The 15,753-nt window shown below is 44.3% G+C and carries 13 protein-coding genes; 8 read left to right on the plus strand and 5 right to left on the minus strand.

Going from position 1 to position 15,753, the window contains the following annotated elements; all coding sequences use genetic code 11:
• Positions 1-124: 124 nt before the first annotated feature.
• Complete coding sequence (locus FRZ54_RS19530; RefSeq protein ID WP_187359678.1) at positions 125-2,740, minus strand: M1 family metallopeptidase; 2,616 nt, start codon at positions 2,738-2,740, stop codon at positions 125-127.
• Positions 2,741-2,922: 182 nt separating this feature from the next.
• Here FRZ54_RS19530 and FRZ54_RS19535 point away from each other — a divergent pair, with 182 nt between their 5' ends.
• The 7 genes from FRZ54_RS19535 to rseP all read left to right on the plus strand — a co-directional run bounded on the left by FRZ54_RS19535 (position 2,923) and on the right by rseP (position 10,228).
• A complete protein-coding gene (locus FRZ54_RS19535) occupies positions 2,923-3,876 on the plus strand; it encodes a glycosyltransferase family 2 protein (protein WP_147033499.1) in 954 nt (317 codons plus the stop codon).
• A 112-nt stretch (positions 3,877-3,988) separates the two neighbouring features.
• The gene (locus FRZ54_RS19540) at positions 3,989-4,957 is read left to right on the plus strand and encodes a glycosyltransferase (RefSeq protein WP_147033500.1); all 969 of its coding nucleotides are present in this window, start codon (positions 3,989-3,991) and stop codon (positions 4,955-4,957) included.
• 6 nt (positions 4,958-4,963) lie between these two features.
• Complete coding sequence (locus tag FRZ54_RS19545) at positions 4,964-5,665, plus strand: hypothetical protein (RefSeq protein ID WP_147033501.1); 702 nt, start codon at positions 4,964-4,966, stop codon at positions 5,663-5,665.
• A gap of 2 nt (positions 5,666-5,667) precedes the next feature.
• A complete protein-coding gene (locus FRZ54_RS19550; RefSeq protein ID WP_147034547.1) occupies positions 5,668-7,167 on the plus strand; it encodes a GH3 auxin-responsive promoter family protein in 1,500 nt (499 codons plus the stop codon).
• Between the two features lie 70 nt (positions 7,168-7,237).
• Positions 7,238-7,615 carry a four helix bundle protein gene (locus FRZ54_RS19555; protein ID WP_147033502.1) on the plus strand — a complete coding sequence of 126 codons (378 nt, stop codon included), beginning with the start codon at positions 7,238-7,240 and terminating at the stop codon, positions 7,613-7,615.
• Between the two features lie 50 nt (positions 7,616-7,665).
• Positions 7,666-8,877, plus strand: a complete 1,212-nt coding sequence (locus FRZ54_RS19560; protein WP_228462544.1) for a 1-deoxy-D-xylulose-5-phosphate reductoisomerase — start codon at positions 7,666-7,668, stop codon at positions 8,875-8,877.
• A 13-nt stretch (positions 8,878-8,890) separates the two neighbouring features.
• Positions 8,891-10,228, plus strand: a complete 1,338-nt coding sequence (rseP, locus tag FRZ54_RS19565) for an RIP metalloprotease RseP (protein ID WP_147033503.1) — start codon at positions 8,891-8,893, stop codon at positions 10,226-10,228.
• A gap of 73 nt (positions 10,229-10,301) precedes the next feature.
• Here rseP and FRZ54_RS19570 read toward each other — a convergent pair whose 3' ends face one another.
• Genes FRZ54_RS19570 through FRZ54_RS19585 form a run of 4 tightly spaced genes read right to left on the minus strand, consistent with a single transcriptional unit; the run spans position 10,302 to position 14,869 of the window.
• Complete coding sequence (locus tag FRZ54_RS19570; RefSeq protein ID WP_147033504.1) at positions 10,302-10,844, minus strand: DUF4199 domain-containing protein; 543 nt, start codon at positions 10,842-10,844, stop codon at positions 10,302-10,304.
• A 17-nt stretch (positions 10,845-10,861) separates the two neighbouring features.
• Positions 10,862-11,530: a hypothetical protein gene (locus FRZ54_RS19575; RefSeq protein ID WP_147033505.1), complete on the minus strand. Its 669-nt coding sequence runs from the start codon at positions 11,528-11,530 to the stop codon at positions 10,862-10,864.
• A 4-nt stretch (positions 11,531-11,534) separates the two neighbouring features.
• Entirely contained in the window at positions 11,535-12,788 is a 1,254-nt protein-coding gene (locus FRZ54_RS19580) for a dihydroorotase (protein ID WP_147033506.1), read from the minus strand.
• Between the two features lie 32 nt (positions 12,789-12,820).
• A complete protein-coding gene (locus FRZ54_RS19585; protein ID WP_147033507.1) occupies positions 12,821-14,869 on the minus strand; it encodes a BatA domain-containing protein in 2,049 nt (682 codons plus the stop codon).
• A gap of 85 nt (positions 14,870-14,954) precedes the next feature.
• Between FRZ54_RS19585 and FRZ54_RS19590 the strand changes: the two genes are divergently transcribed.
• Positions 14,955-15,671, plus strand: a complete 717-nt coding sequence (locus FRZ54_RS19590; RefSeq protein WP_228462545.1) for a DUF72 domain-containing protein — start codon at positions 14,955-14,957, stop codon at positions 15,669-15,671.
• Positions 15,672-15,753 lie beyond the last annotated feature (82 nt).

Here is a 15,753-nt window from a genome sequence, read left to right on the forward strand (position 1 = left end):
GCTTACGAAGTTTTACCCCTTCGTAAGCCTTATTAAACTATTAAATGGGATGTTTGATTCGGTTTCGTAACAAATTTGACCTTAATTAACTCAGTCCAACCCAATCAGCCAATTAACTTACGCATCATTTAAAAATATCATCAGCCAAACCTGTATTGGCTGTTGCGCTGCTTAGTTTATAAGTAATAGGGTTACCGACAATACTACTCACCTCGGTAAAAGGTATTTTAACGCCTGTATTGATGGCTTGGTAATCGCTGAAGCCCATGTGGGTGGCGTTAACAACATCGGTATATTGCTGAATCTTGAGCCCTGTTTTCTGGTCATAGAAATATTTTACGCTGGTGCCGTCAGGACCTTTAACCGTTATTAGGTACGCCAAAGCGCCATCCACTACTTTATATTTGTTGTCAAGCGTAGTGGTATAGCCCGTCTGACCAAAATCCAATTCAGGGAAAAGCTTATATCTTGCTTTAACAGCGCCTTTTTCAGTTCCAACAATATTCTGCGGTCGGCCCCGCTGCACATATTTCAAGCTGTCGCCTTCAATAACAATATGCAGGAATGCAAGGTTGCCGAATTGCGGAACAGTGAGATCCTGCAAAAACTTGCCTGGCATTTTATATTTATTAACCTTAATAACTTTTACCCCCTGTATTTCGCCTTCGCCGGTAGTGGTAAGGTCCTTAATATCCTTCACCCTTTGTTCGCCACCAATAGCGTCAAAATACGACTTCAGTACTGTAGCCGCAGTAACGCTTTTGTCCATTTCGACGCCGCTGATAGCATTGTTTTCCGGATCGATATCAGGCAGTACATGATCCGGATCGATCAATGCATAAACGATCTTCGATGTAGATTTATAGTTGAACGTCCAGGTGCCGCCGCGCTGCCATATCTCGGCCGGCAATTTAACTCTCGATGTTTTACCGTTCTCTTCCTTTACTTCTATAGTTACAGGCAGGGCCATTTCCTCTTTGTTTTCAATAGTGATCATGGCACCTTTGGCAGGGTCGTTATTAACATAATCAATTGATTTTAGCGCCTGGTCATCTTTCCAGGTAGTGCAGAACCATTCGTTCCAGAACCAGCTCAGGTCCTCTCCCGCTGCATTATCCATTGAATGGAAAAAGTCGAATGGCGTAGGATGCTTAAATGCCCAACGTTTGATGTAAGTGCGAAAGGCATAATCAAAACGTTCTTCGCCCAATATTTGCTCGCGTAATATCATCAGGCCCATGGCTGGTTTCTCATAAGCTGCAAAGCCAAGGTAATTGGCCTGTATCACATCAGGAACATTCATAATAGCATCTGCATCAGCCGAAAACATACCTGGCGCAGTTTTCTCAGCATCCTCGGGACTGTAATATTCGCCGTTATTGAACACTTTGGTATCCACTTTATTAATGAACGTATTGAAACCTTCATCCATCCATGCATATTTACGTTCGTTGGAACCCACTATCATCGGGAACCAGTTGTGACCGAATTCGTGGTTGGTAACTTCCCATAAACCGCCAGAACGGCTTCGCGAGCTACAGAACACAATACCGGGGTATTCCATACCGCCAACTATGCCCGCAACATTGGTTGCAACCGGGTAAGTATATTCAAACCATTCTTTCGAATAGAGTTCGATACAGCCTTTCACATATTCGGTGCTGCGGCTGTAAGCTTCCATACCTTTGCTCTCGATAGGGTATACGGATTGTGCCAATGCCTTTTTCCCGCTTGGGAGGTTAATGCGTGCAGCATCCCACAAAAATGCTTTTGATGCAGCCCAGGCCACATCGCGTGCGTTTTTACAGAAGAAGTGCCAGGTAAGGTTGGCTTTTGCCGGGTGAAAAGAGGCATCGTTAATATCAACCGAGTCCCTTATCATTACCGTTTTATCGCTGCCTTTGGCTACAGCCAAACGTGCTATTACTTTAGGGGTCAGCACCTCCTTTGGATTCAGCAATTCGCCCGAGCCGGCTACAACAAGGTTGGAAGGCGCGGTAACGGTATAATCAAAGTCGCCGTATTCCAGGTAAAACTCAGAGGCGCCCATGTATGGAATAGTATTCCATCCCGACACATCGTCATAAACTTCCATACGCGGGTACCATTGGGCAATCTCATATAGCCAGCCATTTTTTGTTTTCTGGCGCCCCATACGGTCGGTGCCGTATTCGGGCACATCAAAAGCGTAATCGATCCGGATCTTTATCACTGCGCCACCGGCCTTTAAGGCGTCTTTCAGCTTTATTTGAAGCCGGGTGTCTGTTACAAGATAATCCGCTTTTTCCGTTTTCTCGCCTTTTTTATCTTTAGTTACAATATAAACTCCCTGTATCTCGTCACCATTGGTAAAGCTCTTGTTATTGAACCTTCCCGATTCAACCGGGCTGGTGGCTTCGCCTCGCGAATCCTCCTTGTAAATATTCTGATCAACCTGCAGCCATAAAAACCCGAGTGCATCGGGGCTGTTATTGGTATAAGTGATCAGCGCAGTACCGCTTACGCGGTGTTTGGCTGTGTCCAGTGTTACGTTGAGCTTATAATCGGCCCGGTTTTGCCAATATTTTGCGCTGGGCGCGCCTGCCGCAGTACGATATTCGTCGTTTTTACCGAAGTAAAACAAAGGGTTAAAAACTTTGTGCTGGTCGTATTTGCCGGCATCCTTGTTGTCGTTTTGTGCCTGTCCAACCAATGCGCTGCTGCACAGCAGAAGTGATAAGGCGATCCTGTTCAGTTTCATGTTTTTGAGAAGATTTTTTAATGGAAGCCAAGATAGGGATTTTGGGCAAAAGTTGATTGGTCAAATAGTTGATTAAGTTAAGTTGTTAAACCACGCGAATTCAACTCAATCAACTTATTCAACCCAATCAACTTAATTTTATATTTTTGCGGTTGATTTGGAAAAACTCCTCATCGTAGTAAATGGACATATCAGTAGTAGTACCTCTTTATAACGAAGTAGAATCGTTGCCCGAATTGACATCGTGGATAAGCAAAGTGATGTTTGATAATGGTTTTACCTACGAGATCATCCTGGTAGATGATGGCAGCAACGATGGCTCATGGGATATGATCCTGAAACTGAAGGAAAGTAACTCATTCATCAGGGGTATTAAATTCAGGCGCAATTATGGTAAGTCGGCTGCGCTGAATGTAGGTTTTGAAGCCGCAAACGGCAATGTTGTGATTACCATGGATGCTGACCTGCAGGATAGCCCTGACGAGATACCGGCCCTTTACCGCCGGATAACAGAAGATAAATACGACCTGGTATCAGGCTGGAAAGCTAAGCGATACGACCCGATAACCAAAACCATACCTACCAAGGTTTTCAATTCGGTTACCCGCAGTATGTCGGGTATCAAAAACCTGCACGACTTTAATTGCGGGCTAAAAGCTTACCGCAAAACTGTTGTAAAAAACATAGAGGTATACGGCGAAATGCACCGCTACATACCCGTGATAGCCAAATGGGCTGGCTTCACAAAAATAGGCGAGCAAATTGTAGAGCACAGGCCGCGGAAATACGGCAAAACCAAATTTGGCATGAGCCGCTTTGTGAACGGATTCCTCGATTTGTTATCCATATTTTTCGTTGGAAAGTTCGGTAAAAGACCCATGCATTTTTTCGGCACAATGGGAACGTTAAGTTTTTTGACCGGTTTGGTCATTAGTATTTGGCTCATCAGCGACAAGCTTTATTATGTAGCCCACAGCCTTAAAGTTCCGCGCGAAATAACCGCGCAACCACTTTTTTATATCGCCCTGGTTGCAATCATCGTCGGTTCTCAATTATTTTTGACGGGGTTTATTGCCGAACTGGTTTCGCGTAATTCGCACGAACGCAACCATTACCAGGTTGAGGAGCGGATTTAAATTTTTAGATATGAGATATGAGATGTTAGATTTGAGACTTCTTACTGATTCGTTATTTGAACATCCGGGTTTATCTCATGTCTCAAATCTCATATCTCACATCTAAGAAAGAATGCTATTCTCTATCATCATCCCCCTATATAACCGTCCACAGGAAATCAAGGAATTGCTGGAAACACTTACACGGCAAACTTATAAGGAGTTTGAAGTGCTGGTGATAGAGGATGGTTCAAAAGACGATGCGGAGGAGATCATCAAAAGTTTTTCCGGCCAGTTAGATGTCCGTTATTTTAAGAAAGATAATGAAGGTCAGGGCTTTACACGTAATTTTGGTTTTGAACGCGCCAAAGGCGATTATTTTGTCATTTTCGATTCGGACTGCCTGATACCGGAGAACTACCTTGAGGTTGTGAACCGCAGCCTGCAAACCGACTGGCTTGACGCCTACGGCGGGCCGGATGACGCGCATGCTTCCTTCACCAATGTTCAAAAAGCCATCAGCTACAGCATGACCTCTCCTTTCACCACGGGTGGCATCAGGGGAAACAAAAAAGGTATCGGGCAATTTCATCCACGCAGCTTTAACATGGGCGTGTCGCGCAAGGTTTGGGAAACTGTGGGGGGCTTTATTATTACCCGCTCGGGCGAAGATATTGAATACAGCATACGCATTCATTCTCACGGTTTTAAGATAGGGCTGATACCCGATGCCAAGGTATACCACAAGCGACGCACCAATTTCCTGCAGTTTTATAAACAGCTGCACTTTTTCGGGAGGGCGCGCATCAACGTTTACAAATTCTTCCCGCAAGAGTTAAAAGCGGTGCACTTTTTCCCTGCCTTGTTTACACTGGGTATTGCGGCCACCTTAATGTTAAATATATTCTACTTACCATTGGGTATTGCCTGCGATATCATCTACGCTATATTCACTTTGTTGATATTTTTTCATTCGTGGTTGAAAAACCAATCGTTAAAAGTTGCATTTTTGAGCATCATTGCTGCCTTTACTCAACTGATAGCCTACGGATTAGGATTTATGCAGGATTTTTGGAAGCGTGTTGTATTAAAAAGATCATAGCTGAGTATGTACCATCCCTTCTCTGTCTCAGACACCTTAAAAACTGCCTGGTATCTTCTGAGAAAGAATTTTTCAGTTATCTCCATTTTTGCGCTGCTTGGTTTTTTGAGCGTAGTTGCGCTTGCCTTTATTATTTATGTTTTTCTTAATGGGAACCTGGCAACATCAATAGGAATAGTAGTGTTGTTGATCGGCGTCAGTTTTATTTTTTTAGGATTTGTTAAGCTCATCTTTCAGCTTATCGATAAAGAATACTACGATTTTGAGTTTAGCGACATTGTGCCGACCATTCGTATGCAATACAGCTATTTGCTATTGCTTATTATGGTGAGTACGCTTTCGGTATTGCTTACCAATGCCATTAAAGCGCTGGACGAAGGACTGACTCAAAATATATTAGGTATTGTGGTAGGAGGCTTTTTCCAGTTCTTTTTCCTCTTCTATTTCCCCATCTGTGCGTGTTTTATTGTCGATGATTCTTCGGGTGCCTTCGAATCAGTGATACAAAGTTTCCAGTTAATACGGGGCAATTTTCTTAAATACCTGTTGTTATTCGTACTTATAGAAGCTATGGTATTTGTCGGTTCTGTTACGCTGGTGGGTATGCTATTTGTGATTCCTTTCGTAAATATCATATTGGTAGTAGCTTACCGTAAACTCATTTATAGTCACCAGGACGTTGACGACGACCTGGCCGAAACAAAGTAATGATGGGTTTGAAAGCTGCATTGAGCCGGATTTTTGCCGCTTGGGTAAACAGGGATATTGACCGTATCCGCCGCAACTCGGTTGCGCTGCAGCAAAAAACCTTTCAATACCTTGTTGAGCAGGCAAAGCATACTGTCTTCGGCAGGGACCACCATTTCGATAGCATCAAAACTTATGATGATTTTAAAAAGAATGTGCCGGTAAGGGATTACGAGGACCTTCGCCCTTATATCGACCGTATAACCCATGGGGATGAAAACATCCTTTGGCCGGGCAAACCCGAATATTTGGCTAAAACCTCAGGCACTACCTCGGGCGTTAAATATATCCCGATCACCAAAGAAAGCATGCCCGAGCATATTAAAGCTGCGCGGAACGCTTTACTCAATTATATTCATGAAACCGGGAAATCAGACTTTGTGAACGGCAAAATGATATTCCTGCAAGGCAGCCCGGTGATGCAGAAAAAGGCCGGGATTTCTGTCGGCAGACTGTCGGGAATTGTGGCTAACCTGGTGCCGGCATACCTGCAAAAAAACAGGCTGCCAAGTTTCGAGATCAATTGCATTGAGGACTGGGAGCAAAAAGTGGATGCCATAGTAGAGGAAACACTGCGCGAGGATATGACACTGATCTCGGGTATACCGCCCTGGTGCCAGATGTATTTCGACCGGCTAAGCGCCAAAACCGGTGGCAAAAAGATAAAAGACATTTTCCCGAATTTCAAGCTGTTCGTTTACGGCGGAGTGAACTATGAGCCGTATCGTGCAAGAATAGAGGAAAGCATCGGCTTCGCTATCGATTCCATCGAGACCTATCCTGCGTCAGAAGGTTTTATCGCTTTCCAGGATTCGCAAAAGGATAAAAGCCTGCTTTTGCTTACTGATGCCGGCATGTTTTATGAATTTATCCCGGCAGAAGAGTTTTTTAATGATAACCCAACCCGGCTGAGCTTAGAAGAAATTGAATTAAACAAAAACTATGCACTGATATTGAATACAACCGCTGGGTTATGGGGCTACAGCATTGGCGACACTATTAAGTTCGTGTCTAAAAACCCGTATCGCATATTGGTTACCGGGCGCATCAAACATTATATCTCAGCCTTCGGCGAACATGTGATAGGCGAAGAAGTGGAACAGGCCCTGATGAGTGTAGCAAATGAGGAAGGCGTGGACGTGGTTGAATTTACGGTTGCTCCCCAGGTAAATCCGCCAAAAGGCGAATTGCCTTACCACGAATGGTTTATCGAATTTGGTAAAAAACCTGTGGATGTTCAGGGATTCGCACTAAAAGTGGACAAGGCCCTCCAAAAGAAAAATATTTATTATTTTGACCTGATAGAAGGTAACATTTTGCAACCTTTGATCATTCAAAGCCTGCAAAAAGACGCATTTATTAATTACATGAGGGCGCAGGGTAAATTGGGGGGACAGAATAAAGTTCCGCGGCTTTCTAACGACAGGAAGATAGCGGAGGAATTGGGGGTGTATATTGTTTGATTGCTGGATTGTTGGATTGATGTATTGTTGAATTGCTATATTGTTACTGAAAAATCAATTAAAACAATACATGGAAAAACGATACTTAGGGCTAAATGATCTGACCTCTTATAAATCAGCTTTTGAATTCAGTAACGAGGTTTGGAATCTGGCAATTAAATGGGATTATTTTGCCAAGGATACAATCGGCAAACAATTTGTCAATGCGGCCGACTCCATCTCGGCCAATATTGCTGAAGGCTTTGGGAGATATCATAAAAAAGATAAAATTAAATTCTACTACTATAGTTTAGGCTCGGTAAAGGAGTGTACTGATTGGTGTAATAAAGCAAAAATCCGAAATTTGATTTCTGAAAAAATTTATATCAAAATCAACGAAGTACTGGAACGGTTACCGCGTGAAATACATCAATTAATAAAGTTCACGAACGAAAAGTTGAAAACCTGACGATCGGAATCAACTAACAATAAAAGCAATCCTACAACACGGGACAAATTTTGAATAACAATAAAACAATAAAACAATCCAGCAATACTAAGAATATTGCCATTCTTGGTTCTACCGGCAGCATAGGCACGCAGGCTTTGGAAGTTATTGGAGAAAATCCTGCCCTTTTCCGTGCCTATGTGCTTACCGCACAGAATAATGCTGAACTGCTCATACAACAATCCTTAAAACACCGGCCGGCCTACGCTGTTATTTGTAACGAAAAGTACTACCCGCGCGTCAAAGAGGCGTTGTTGTCGACCGAAGTAAAGGTTCTGTCAGGTATCGAAGCTATTAAAGAAATCGTAACCGATCCGGAGATAGATGTTGTGCTGACCGCGATGGTTGGTTTTGCCGGGTTGGAACCTACCATTAATGCCGTTAGAGCCGGGAAGGATATTGCGCTGGCGAACAAAGAAACACTTGTGGTAGCCGGCGAACTGGTTACAGGCCTGGCAAAGGAAAAAAAAATAAAAATATTGCCGGTCGATTCCGAGCATTCGGCAATTTTCCAGTGTCTTGAGGGCGAGCAAAATAATACAATAGAAAAACTGATACTCACCGCCTCGGGCGGACCATTCAGGGGGCGTAACCTGGAGTTTTTGGGCGATGTGACGCCGGAGGCAGCTTTAAAACACCCGAATTGGGTGATGGGATCCAAGATCACCATTGATTCGGCCTCGCTGATGAATAAAGGTTTGGAGGTGATAGAGGCGAAATGGCTGTTCGATATTGATCCGGAACAGATAGAGGTTGTCGTGCATCCGCAATCCATTATCCACTCGATGGTGCAGTTTCACGATGGCTCGATAAAGGCTCAAATGGGTTTGCCGGATATGAAACTGCCGATACAATATGCGCTGGCTTACCCTGGTCGTATCCAAAACAGCTTTAAAAGATTCGATTTTACGCAATACCCAAACCTGACCTTTGAAAAGCCTGACATAAAGACATTCCGCAACCTGGCTTTGGCTTTTGAGGCTATAAAACAGGGTGGAAACATGCCTTGTATTGCCAATGCGGCCAATGAAATAGCTGTGGCCGGCTTTTTGAAAGGCGGAATAAGCTTCCTGGGCATGAGTGACATTATCGAGTCGTGTATGCGGAAGATCGCTTTCAAGGCAGAGCCTTCACTGGACGATTATTTGAATACCGACAGGGAAACGCGCATATTTGCGCAAAATTTAATAGAGAAAATACCGTTAAGGACGTTTACAAACTGATATAAATTAAAGAATGAGTATAGTGATAATGGTGGGCCAATTGTTATTGGGCCTTTCGATCCTGGTTATTTTGCACGAATTGGGCCACTTTTTGGCGGCGCGTGCATTTGGCATCAAGGTGGAAAAATTTTACCTGTTTTTTGACGCATGGGGCTTTAGCCTGGTCAAATTCAATTATAAGGGAGTAGAATACGGTGTGGGTTGGCTGCCTTTGGGTGGCTATGTGAAAATAGCCGGCATGATAGACGAGTCGATGGACAAGGAGCAGATGGCAGGTCCGCCGCAACCCTGGGAATTCCGCTCGAAACCAGCCTGGCAGCGTTTGATCGTTATGCTGGGCGGTATTACCGTAAATATTTTCGTCGGCATATTTATTTTCTGGATGATCACCGTGAAATATGGCGAAACCTACATCCCGATGGACAGCGTAAAGTACGGTATAGTTCCGGGTCCTATTGGTCAAAAGATCGGGTTAAAGGCCGGCGACCAGGTAAAGGGCATAAATGGAAAGCCTGTCGACAGGTTTGATGATCTGCTCAATCCCAAAGTATTTTTGGACAATACGGTTTTGAACGTACAGCGCGGCACGCAACACCTTGACATTACCGTGCCTTCAGATATACTTAATGCTATTGCTGATGCAGGTACCGACGGCGGCGAAAAATTCATTAGCTCTATTCCGCGCACCAAATTCAAGGTCGATTCCGTTGTTCCGGGCAGTAATGCCGCAAAGGCGGGCCTGCATGTCGGTGATAGCCTTGTTGCTGTAAACGGTAACAGCGTTGTTTTCTTCGACGAATTTCAGCAGCAATTGGCAGCAAATAAAAATAAAAAGATCGAACTGTCCGTCAAGCGGGACGACTCATTAAAACAAGTTGGAGCCCAGGTGACTAAAGATGGAAAATTGGGCTTTGAAGCAAAACACGACTCTATTCATTTCGCCACAAATAAGTTCAGCTTTTTTGGTTCGTTGCCGGTAGGCGCATCTAAAGCCTGGAGCGACTTTACCAACAATGCCAAAGGGTTAAAAAAGATATTTACAGGAAAAGTAAAGGCTCAAAAGGCCATTTCCAGCCCCATCGGTATTGCAAAAATGTATGGCGGATATTTCGACTGGTTGAAATTCTGGAGACTTACCGGCTTTATATCCATGGTGCTGGCGCTGATGAACCTGCTGCCTATCCCCGCGCTGGATGGTGGCCATGCGGTATTCCTTATCGTAGAGATGATCAAAGGTAAACCGTTAAGTGATAAATTCCTGGAGAAAGCGCAGATCGTCGGATTTGTACTGCTGATAGGCTTAATGGTTTTTGCGTTCGGAAACGACATCCTGAAGAGTTTTCACAAGTAAGCAAAGAATCCCGGAAAACAAAAAGACGCCATGGTAATTCCCGGGCGTCTTTTTTTATGGATGTTATTTCACATCAAACTGTTGGGTCGGCAGGTGGTTCGGGGTCATACGCTGAACGCTCCTTTTTAAAGATCGCAGCACCAACAAGCGCAATTGCTATACCTATTATTGTGTCGATTATTGCCAAAACAAATGCCCCGATGATCGGTCCCAATTTAATAGTATAACCTATGGCTTTGTCAATATCTTCGCTCGACATACCTTTTGCTTCCATTTGTGCACGCGCTTGCTCGGCTGCCTTTTGCATAATTTCAGGACTTAAAAAGGCCAGGTAAACATAAGTAAACAGTGCAAGTAAAATGCTTGTAAATACGGCATACCTGAAGCCGGCAGAAAAGCCTTCTCCAAACGTCAGATAACCACCCTGCTGGTCCTTAAATTCCTTTTGTGTCAGTATCAAAAAGATGATAAAAGGCAGATATCCTAAGTACTTTAAAGGCGAGTTCGGATCGGTACTTGCGAACTGTATAAGATAGGTAAGTACGATTGATACCAGTAAGTTAATAAGTGCCCACTTAGTAGCTACTTTAGTGGGATTTGGTTTTAGCTGTTCCATTTTATCGTGTTTTAGGTTTATATGAACGACCCTAATATACCAATTACTGCCATATCAAAGCCCTTATCAACAGCATTTTTTGCTATCTCGTCCTTGTCGGCGGCTGAGGGCGCAGTATTCTGAAAAAAACACATCATCGGGTAAAATATCTCTTTGATCTCAGAATCATCGGGCAACAACCTTGCCACCCGGCCTATTTCAGCAATGGGGCTCTCCATCAGTATCTGGTTTACGATCACCGGTTCGTAAATGCGGTGCTCGTCCTGGAACTCGTCCTCATCAACCAATAAAAACTCTTTCAGGTAATCTTCCAGTTCGGGTTCGATATTTTCGTCTTCGCATTCGTTCAAATAAAGCAGCAGGTTCAGCAGTTCGGTGCCACGGTCAAGTGTCTGCTCTTCGATCTTTTCCCACTCCTTGGTTTCAAGATAATCATCTTCGAGTTTTTTTACATCCTCGCTAAAGAAATTGATCAGCAGAAGATCAAAGAACACCTCGCGCATAGCTTCGAACCGGGGGTTCTCGTCAAAAACCTCGTCAAGCATATCTACCTTCCGCATAAAATCCTCCGGCGAAGAAAATACTTCGAAAAAATTGCGGCTCAGTTTGGTGGCGTCAAAATCGTTATATTTTGAATAAGCGGCCAAGGCTGCCTGTATGGCTGACTCAATTTTGGGGTCGATCATCGATTTAAGATTTAAATAGCTTGTTGTTATTTATAGTTAACAAAATTGAGCCTTTAAGTTTTTGCCCCATGAAGGGGGAATTATATGATTTTGATTTATTATTTGCTTTGTCGAATGTCCAGTCGGCATTTTCGTCGAAAATAACCAGGTTGGCTTCATTGCCTTCTGTTATCACAGGCACATCAAGTCCCAGTATCTTGCGCGGGTTGACGGACATTTTCTGTACGATCATATCCACCGGCAAACCTGCTTGCAGTGCAATGGAAAAGGCAGTTTGCAAGGCGATCATCCCAAACTCAGCAACTTCAAATTCTACATTTTTAAACTCCACCTCGTGCGGTGTATGCTGCGAAGTAATAGCATCGATGGTACCGTCTTTTAAACCGGCCAGCAACGCTTTTACATCCTTTTTGGTGCGCAGTGGCGGCTTCACCTTATACTGGCTGTCAAAGCCCATAAGTGCCTCATCGGTAAGCAGCAGGTGATGCACAGCGACATCGCAGGTTACAGGCAAGCCTTTTTTCTTGGCTTCTTTTATCAGCGAAACCGAACGTTCAGTTGATATCGTAGTAAAATGAATTTTTGAGCCCGTATATTCAGCCAGGTAAAGGTCGCGGGCCACCATCAGTTCTTCTGCCAGCGATGGGATACCTTTCATTCCAAGCAGCGTACTCACCTCGCCTTCGTGTACCTTGGCCTTACCTGCTATTGCGGTATCTTCGGGGTAAGAGAGCACCAGTGCTTCAAACCCCTTGGTATAAAGCAATGCGCGTTCCATTAACCCGGCGTCCTGTACTGGGCGGTTGCCGTCAGTAAATGCCTTGGCGCCGCTTTGGTACATGTCGTACATCTCGGCCAGGTCCTTACCCTCTCTTTTGTGCGATATAGCACCCAGCGGAAATACGTCCACGAGGTTATTTTTGGCACGGTTCATTAGATATTCGATCTCGGCCTTGGAATGTACCGGCGGCTGCGTATTTGGCATCAAAGCGACGCCCGTAAACCCGCCCGAAGCTGCAGCCAGGGTACCGGTTTTCAAGTCTTCTTTTGTTTCGAGACCCAGTTCGCCGATGTTACAATTGAGGTCAAAAAAACCCGGTGAAAGATATTTTCCCCGGGCATCAAAAGTTTCAACGTCTGCACTGATCTTTTTGGCGATCTTAACAATCTGCCCTTTTTCTATCAATACGTCGGCGACTTGCTGGTAAAAGGGTGAACCCGGGTCAGAGATGGTCGCGGATTTAATAAGCAAATTCATTTGCGTTGTTTTGGGATGGAATATACGTTGACTTATGCTGCTTGCGGAAGCCGCTGTTTACCAGTCTTATAGTACCTGACGAGCAAAATTTCCGCAGCCAGAAAGATCAAAGCCAAAATTATACAAAGTTTCCATAATCGCAGGCCAAAATTTAATTCAGCTACCTGGCCCTTTAACGACGCCGTACCAGGCTGCAAAACACTGCCCGCCTGCGGGAATGCCTGCTTTAGGGCGGACGAAGCCAAATAGCTCATATCCGACTCCTTCCGGTTATTGTTAAAGGCCAATATGGCTATAGTGCTATCCTGTTTTTTTAGGTCGTAATTGCCTGCTTTCTGCAATTGATCGGATATAAATAAAACGGTGCCTCCTCCCTGCTGCCGCGCATCGGGTATAATGGATTGATCGCCCTTTACCAGTTTCAGCAATTGTTTCTCGCTAAGTTGAACCGGCGGAACAGCAATACTTTCATCGCTCCCAAGCGCGTAAAATAAGGGTTGGTCGTGCCCGCTTAATAAGGCTATGCGGAACATGACGGGCACAAAAAGCGCGTGCCGCTGCAGGTTGCTAAAGTCGTCATCAAGCGGAACTGCCGAAACATAAACTTTACCCTTGCCACTGTTAAAGCCCGACCAGAACGGCTGTCCGCCCGGCAATTGCATGAGGCTCTCGCCTCTTGCATTTGAGCTTAACTGATAATATTTACTTACGGTTGGCAGATCAGGATTTTGAGGAAAATTCTCGAAAATATTTTTAAACACCGGGTTTTGCAGGTTAATAGCGGAAACCTTAACCTGCTCTTCCGCCAGTTTATCGGGCCATGCAGTGTTTACTGATTGCAAAAAGGTTTTATAATTGGGCAGATCGGCATCAGCCGCAGGGAACAGAGCCAGCGTACCCCCTTTTGAAACATAAGCTTTTAACTGCTGTGCCAAACCTGTAGATATGGTTTTTACATCACTGATAACGATAAGCGGGTAAGTATTAAGGGCGGCGTAGTCTACATTCCCATCCGTAACTCTTTTTGCGGCAAAAAAGGGGTCGGTATCAAAAACAGCTTTCAGAAAAGGATTAACGGTACCCCCATCGATCAATAATACCGGCAACTGCTGAGTTACATTGAACGTGAAATAGAACTGGTTGTCAAAAGTTACCGGGTTATCCTGTAACTGTATCTCGCCCTGCTGCCAGCCACTTTGTAAGCCGGAAAACGAAAGCGTGTCTATTTGCTCGGAACGGGCGTCGACAGAGAAACTTCCTAAAGCTTTTTGAGTGCCATTGATGACGAGTTTCAAGGGAATCTTTTCAGCTTTTTCACCGGCATAATTGTGCAGTTTCACTACCAGTTTTTCACTTTCGCCGGGGCGATGCACCGCTGTTAGCAGCCAAACTGAGTCGACCGCCACATTAGGCAATTCGCTGGCTTTCAGCTGAACGAGGCTATAATGAACCGAACTATCGGCCTTAACAGCCTTATCGCCCGAAATATTTTTTTGAAAATCGGATATGATATAGGCAGAGCGGATAGCCCCATGCTGCTCGTTCAGTAAACTTTGCTGCCGGTCGGCTACCTGCTGTAAATTGCGGCTTTCAGGACTGATCTTTACGGCATCTACCTCATCGTTAAATTCATCACGGCTTAGTAAACGCTGGTGCTTGCCTTCAAAATCCTGCGTCAATAGCTGGAACCTGTCATTAATACCGTATGCCGACGCGATCTCTTTAGCGCGTCGTTTTGCCTCATCCAGCAGGCTGCCTTCACGATTGAGGGCCTGCATGGAGTAGGAATTATCGACAAAAATGCTCACCACCTGCTGTTTGCCTGCATTGGCCACATTTTTACCAGGAATAAAAGGCCGGGCAAAAGCCAGCACCAGGAACAAGAGCGCCAGTAAGCGGGAAGCCAGGATGAGCCGCTCCTTCAGGTTACGGCGCGATGCCTGTTGCTCCTGTATCTCCCTCAAAAACTGCACGTTACTGAAATACACCTTTTGATACCTGCGAAAATTAAACAGGTGTATGATGACCGGGATAGCAAGGGTGATAAGTGCAAAAAGAAAGGCGGGATAAAGAAATTGCATTATTGATGTGCGAATGTGCAGATATGCAAATGTGCAAATGCATATCAAATAAAACAAACGTTGGCGGTATTCTATTTATTTCATCATGGAATGGCATATCGGATGTTCGGGTTTTCATTATAAGGATTGGCGGGGAAAGTTCTATCCCGAAAAACTAGCGGTAAAAAACTGGTTCGATTTTTACTGTGAGCATTTCAAAACGATCGAGCTGAATGTTACATTTTACCGTTTCCCGCAATTGTCTTTTTTGCAAAATTGGTATAAGAAGGCTCCTGCAGATTTTCGTTTTTCGGTAAAGGCGCCTAAAGCTATCACCCATTTCAAACAGTTTCATGATACAGCCGCAATGATATCTGATTTTTACGGAACAATAAATGATGGCCTCCGGGAAAAATTGGGGCCGGTATTATTCCAGATGCCGCCGAAGTTTAGTTATGACGAAGAGCGGCTGGAACGTATCATCAACAACTTGAACCCATCGTTCAATAATGTAACCGAATTCAGGCATGTAAGCTGGTGGCGCGAGGATATTTATAAAGCTTTGGCCGAACACAAGATCACTTTTTGCGGGCAAAGCCACCCCTTACTGCCGGATAATGTGATCGAAAATACGTCGTCGGTTTATTACCGTTTTCATGGGGTACCGAATTTATATAGATCGCCGTACTCAAAAGATTTTTTGCAAAACGTGGTTGACGCCGTGAAGAACAACAAAAAAGCAAAGCAGGGTTGGTTCTATTTTAATAACGACTACGATGCCGTTGGTGTGCGGAACGCGAAAGAGATGATGGGACTCATTTAAGACAGTTAATCCAATAAGGCCGTTATGTAAATTACTTTATAATATAGTAGATTTGTTTATAGTTTATTAGATCATTATTTTA

The sequence above is a fragment of the Mucilaginibacter ginsenosidivorans genome, assembly GCF_007971025.1.
GTDB lineage: Bacteria > Bacteroidota > Bacteroidia > Sphingobacteriales > Sphingobacteriaceae > Mucilaginibacter > Mucilaginibacter ginsenosidivorans.

What these genes read in the sequence shown, in the direction of transcription:
- FRZ54_RS19530 (WP_187359678.1), bottom strand. Translation starts at nt 2,740, where the DNA reads ATGAAACTGAACAGGATCGCCTTATCACTTCTGCTGTGCAGCAGCGCA.
- FRZ54_RS19535 (WP_147033499.1), top strand. Translation starts at nt 2,923, where the DNA reads ATGGACATATCAGTAGTAGTACCTCTTTATAACGAAGTAGAATCGTTG.
- FRZ54_RS19540 (WP_147033500.1), top strand. Translation starts at nt 3,989, where the DNA reads ATGCTATTCTCTATCATCATCCCCCTATATAACCGTCCACAGGAAATC.
- FRZ54_RS19545 (WP_147033501.1), top strand. Translation starts at nt 4,964, where the DNA reads ATGTACCATCCCTTCTCTGTCTCAGACACCTTAAAAACTGCCTGGTAT.
- FRZ54_RS19550 (WP_147034547.1), top strand. Translation starts at nt 5,668, where the DNA reads ATGGGTTTGAAAGCTGCATTGAGCCGGATTTTTGCCGCTTGGGTAAAC.
- FRZ54_RS19555 (WP_147033502.1), top strand. Translation starts at nt 7,238, where the DNA reads ATGGAAAAACGATACTTAGGGCTAAATGATCTGACCTCTTATAAATCA.
- rseP (WP_147033503.1), top strand. Translation starts at nt 8,891, where the DNA reads ATGAGTATAGTGATAATGGTGGGCCAATTGTTATTGGGCCTTTCGATC.
- FRZ54_RS19570 (WP_147033504.1), bottom strand. Translation starts at nt 10,844, where the DNA reads ATGGAACAGCTAAAACCAAATCCCACTAAAGTAGCTACTAAGTGGGCA.
- FRZ54_RS19575 (WP_147033505.1), bottom strand. Translation starts at nt 11,530, where the DNA reads ATGATCGACCCCAAAATTGAGTCAGCCATACAGGCAGCCTTGGCCGCT.
- FRZ54_RS19580 (WP_147033506.1), bottom strand. Translation starts at nt 12,788, where the DNA reads ATGAATTTGCTTATTAAATCCGCGACCATCTCTGACCCGGGTTCACCC.
- FRZ54_RS19585 (WP_147033507.1), bottom strand. Translation starts at nt 14,869, where the DNA reads ATGCAATTTCTTTATCCCGCCTTTCTTTTTGCACTTATCACCCTTGCT.
- FRZ54_RS19590 (WP_228462545.1), top strand. Translation starts at nt 14,955, where the DNA reads ATGGAATGGCATATCGGATGTTCGGGTTTTCATTATAAGGATTGGCGG.